5 protein-coding genes and 1 pseudogene are annotated in these 3569 nt (G+C 48.1%); all 6 read left to right on the plus strand.

The features are described from left to right. Positions 1-127: 127 nt before the first annotated feature. Complete coding sequence (locus AC5JMK_RS13430; protein WP_495910323.1) at positions 128-685, plus strand: DsbA family protein; 558 nt, start codon at positions 128-130, stop codon at positions 683-685. Between the two features lie 163 nt (positions 686-848). After that, entirely contained in the window at positions 849-1052 is a 204-nt protein-coding gene (locus AC5JMK_RS13435; RefSeq protein WP_495910324.1) for a hypothetical protein, read from the plus strand. Positions 1053-1437: 385 nt separating this feature from the next. Continuing rightward, positions 1438-1896, plus strand: a complete 459-nt coding sequence (locus tag AC5JMK_RS13440) for a peptidoglycan-binding domain-containing protein (protein WP_495910325.1) — start codon at positions 1438-1440, stop codon at positions 1894-1896. A 44-nt stretch (positions 1897-1940) separates the two neighbouring features. Beyond that, entirely contained in the window at positions 1941-2228 is a 288-nt protein-coding gene (locus AC5JMK_RS13445) for a hypothetical protein (protein WP_495910326.1), read from the plus strand. A 50-nt stretch (positions 2229-2278) separates the two neighbouring features. Next, positions 2279-3262 carry a CPBP family intramembrane glutamic endopeptidase gene (locus AC5JMK_RS13450; RefSeq protein ID WP_495910327.1) on the plus strand — a complete coding sequence of 328 codons (984 nt, stop codon included), beginning with the start codon at positions 2279-2281 and terminating at the stop codon, positions 3260-3262. A gap of 51 nt (positions 3263-3313) precedes the next feature. Beyond that, positions 3314-3490, plus strand: a pseudogene (locus AC5JMK_RS13455) (SDR family NAD(P)-dependent oxidoreductase); the annotation flags it as partial. Between the last annotated feature and the right edge of the window lie 79 nt (positions 3491-3569).

Below are 3569 nucleotides of genomic sequence, written 5' to 3' on the forward strand. Positions count from 1 at the left end.
TTCCTCGCTCGTTTTTTTTATTTTTCTTGGCTACCCCTGTTTATTGAGCCGATACTAAATAGTTTATCCAGTCAATTGATTGAGCAAGCTAATTACAGGGTTTCATGTCTGATACATATCTAGAAAGATGAGCAACGACCGTAGCCACAGTTCCTTACTTGTACTACCTTCAACCCAAGATTGGATGCAAGGTGTACTGAGTGCGAAGGTAGTGCTGGTGATGTATGGAGACTATCAATGCTCTAAAAGTGCGGACGTTTACAAGATGATTAGAGCGATCAAGCGAGAGCTTAGTGCTGCTTTTGGAGAGGATTATTTATGCTTTATCTTCCGTCATTTTCCGCAAATACAGATTCATCCTCATGCTCAACGGGCTGCCCAAGCTGCCGAAGCCGCCGCTGCCCAAGGACAGTTTTGGTTGATGAATGATACTTTATTTGCCCATCAACAAAAGTTGGAGAATGGTTATCTTGTCGAGTACGCCAATGATTTAGGGCTTGACATTCCTCAGTTTCTCAAAGAGTTGTCTAAACAAGTGCATGTCGATCGTATCAATGAAGATATCGAAGGTGGAATACACAGTGGAGTGACGACTGCCCCAGCCCTATTTATCAATGGAAATCGATATACCGGGCACTGGAACACGACGGAGTTGATGGCAGCCATGATTGCTGCAAGTCATTAAGCTCCCCCGATCCCTACTTCCAATTCATATCTCAACAGCGACGAAAGTATTTGCAATCGAGCAGCTCGCAGAGGTTGACATTGGTGAGATCATCGTCAGTCGCCTAATGTTGCTGCGTATTGATCTAGTCAATACAAATTAGTCTTTCATTGAGGATAGTTCTATGACGAATTTACTAGTACAAGGCAAGAATGATTCTGAGCATGAAGATACACCTCAGACTGATTCTCTTCGCGATTCCTCAGTTAATCATGCCCTGATTGCGATCGCGCAAGAAGTCACTGAGTTGCTGAAACAAGCTTACCCGGTACAAGTTGACGAAATTGATCGCATGGGATTAATAGACGGGAACAGTTCTGCTGATTGATCGCTTACTAAGTTGGCGAAGTCTTTCTAATGAGCAATACCTTTGCCAAAATAAGAGCCTACAAAAATTTCGGCAAAACTGGCAAAATCATTCATACATAAGCGTTTAGCTTACAAGATAGTTTGGACTCTCAAACCCTTTGTCCTACGTGAAATACGCTAAAAAAGCCTTGTGAGAAACCTGGAAGGATTTTTTAGGAATGATTGTTTTTGCCCAACTTCGGAGAAATGGGAGTTTGTACATTAACTTACCCTCGTAAATTGGCAAAGGTATTGTCCAGTCAAAGCCATTTAAACCAATAGTTCAAGCGCTTAACTGGAATGACCCCAAAACAGATTCGCTAACACGATACGAATCATTCATAGCGACAAACAGGAGCAAGATGATGAAATTAACCACAACAGAACACTCAATTTCTGGCATCACTGCGATGCTTACTAAAACTATTATGTCAATCGTAGTCACAACAGGAGTAGTTGATGTTTTGCGAATACATCCGGCGATCGCTACCCCTCCACCTCAACAATCTCCTATTCTCGTTGCAACCGCCTACACGAATCGCACATTGCCAACCTTGAGACGGGGCGATCGCGGTAGAAGTGTGCAAATGTTGCAGCAAATCCTCTCAGATAATGGGTTCTTAAATGCTGCCGGAGTTCGGTTAGGAAATCCCAGTGGTGCCGCTGTCGATGGTGCATTTGGCGCGATTACAGAGTCTGCGGTGAGAGAGTTACAACAACGCTACAACGTCCGCGTCACAGGACAGGTTAACCCGGTGACTTGGGAAGTGCTGGATATGCAGGAGAATCCCTATCGATCGCCACTTCCCTGGAAATCATATTAATCACTCAGAAAAAACTTTAGAAAAAACTCAGGAGGAAACTTCCAATGAACAAGATTTTGTCTACCCTTCAACGCTCTCCGCGAATTGTCTCAGCAACAATCCTGCTTAGCCTATTGGTGCTGTTCAGTTTTCCATCCTTAGCTCAAGTCAATACACAAGTGATTCCCAGAATCGAAATAATCAAAAGCTCTGAAGGTGTTCCACCCGCCTACCGTTTAGTCATTAGCCGACCTCAAGACATTGTATATGTTGCCTGTCCCACGAATTTCGAGCCTGAGTTGAATTATCTGCGAAATGTCCAAGCAATTCAGTGTAAGCGTTCTCCCAGGTAACTAGCGATAGATCCAAGCACTACATCCACACACAAGTAAAGGAGACAAAGATGAAGATCAACGCAATCAAAGGACATCTGGGAATCGGAACGGAAGTGAAAGACGCGACTTACGTGGAGGCTGCCGGGTGGGGGAAGTATCGGTGGTGGCGGTATCTTCTGGGGCTGATGATCATCCTCTTTGCCTGGATGGTCGTCGCCAACGTCGCCAGTGCGCTCGTCGCGCTGGCGATCGGCGGTCAGGAGGGTATCGCGGCGCTCAGTCGGCTGGATTACGCCGCGTTTGGTCCTGTGGGGGGCTTCGTCGTGGTCATGGCAGGTTTTCCGGTGTTCCTCGCGGGAATCCTCATCGCCGTCTCCCTCATCCACCAGCGTCATCCCCGAACGCTCGTTACGGCGCGGGAGAAGATCAGTTGGACTCGCGTCGGTCACGGTTTCGTGGCTGGGTTCGTGCCGTGGGTTCTGCTAGGCGGGCTGGGGCAGTACCTCCTCTACCCCGATAGCTTCTCCTTCAACTCCGACCTCAAGACGTTCGCGCTCTTCGTACCGATCGCACTGATCCTCACCGCAATCCAGACAACCGCTGAGGAGCTTTTCTTTCGCGGATACATCGTGCAGGGCGCGAGCCTGATCTGGTCGAACCGCGTGTTTCTGGCGATCGTGTCGGCTGTGATCTTCACCCTGCCGCACGCCACCAACCCAGAGTCACAGTCGGGTGGTTGGATTGGGATGTTCCTCGGACTCTTCGTCGGCACGGGCCTGCTGTTTGCGATCGTTTCATTGATTGACGGCACGACCGAGCTTGCGATCGGCGCGCACTTCGCCAACAACATCGCATACGTTCTCTTGTTCAACTGGTCTGGAAGTTTCTTTGCCGCACCAGCCCTGTTCAGCATCAGCGAGTACCATGCGAGATTTTACGACATCACCTCTCTCGTGCTGATTCCCGTGTTCCTGGCGATCGCCTACAAGGTGTTCAAACGCGACGAGGCATCCGAACCCGTTTCCCAGAGCGATCAGATTGGTCGTCGGTGATCTCGTCAGTTCGTTGCTGAAGGTCAATTTAATTAAAACAGGAGAAACAGGATGATACTGCAAGATAAAGTGGCTTTAGTGACTGGTGGCACAACGGGTATTGGCAGAGCAACCGCGATCGCCTTCGGTGCTGCTGGAGCAAAGGTAGTATTCTCAGGCAGACGCGACGAAGAAGGTGAAAAAACCGCCAAACTGATTCGCGAAACAGGCGCTGAATGCTTATACGTCCATTGAAACAAGTTCACTAACATCTTGGACTTTGGACAAGAAGGATGGTTCGCGTAAATTATTTGCGAACCAAAAACTA

This window comes from Pelatocladus sp., assembly GCF_059505505.1.

Excerpts from the sequence above, each read along its gene's own strand:
- AC5JMK_RS13435 (WP_495910324.1), top strand. The coding sequence starts at position 849 with ATGACGAATTTACTAGTACAAGGCAAGAATGATTCTGAGCATGAAGAT.
- AC5JMK_RS13440 (WP_495910325.1), top strand. The coding sequence starts at position 1,438 with ATGAAATTAACCACAACAGAACACTCAATTTCTGGCATCACTGCGATG.
- AC5JMK_RS13450 (WP_495910327.1), top strand. The coding sequence starts at position 2,279 with ATGAAGATCAACGCAATCAAAGGACATCTGGGAATCGGAACGGAAGTG.
- AC5JMK_RS13430 (WP_495910323.1), top strand. The coding sequence starts at position 128 with ATGAGCAACGACCGTAGCCACAGTTCCTTACTTGTACTACCTTCAACC.
- AC5JMK_RS13445 (WP_495910326.1), top strand. The coding sequence starts at position 1,941 with ATGAACAAGATTTTGTCTACCCTTCAACGCTCTCCGCGAATTGTCTCA.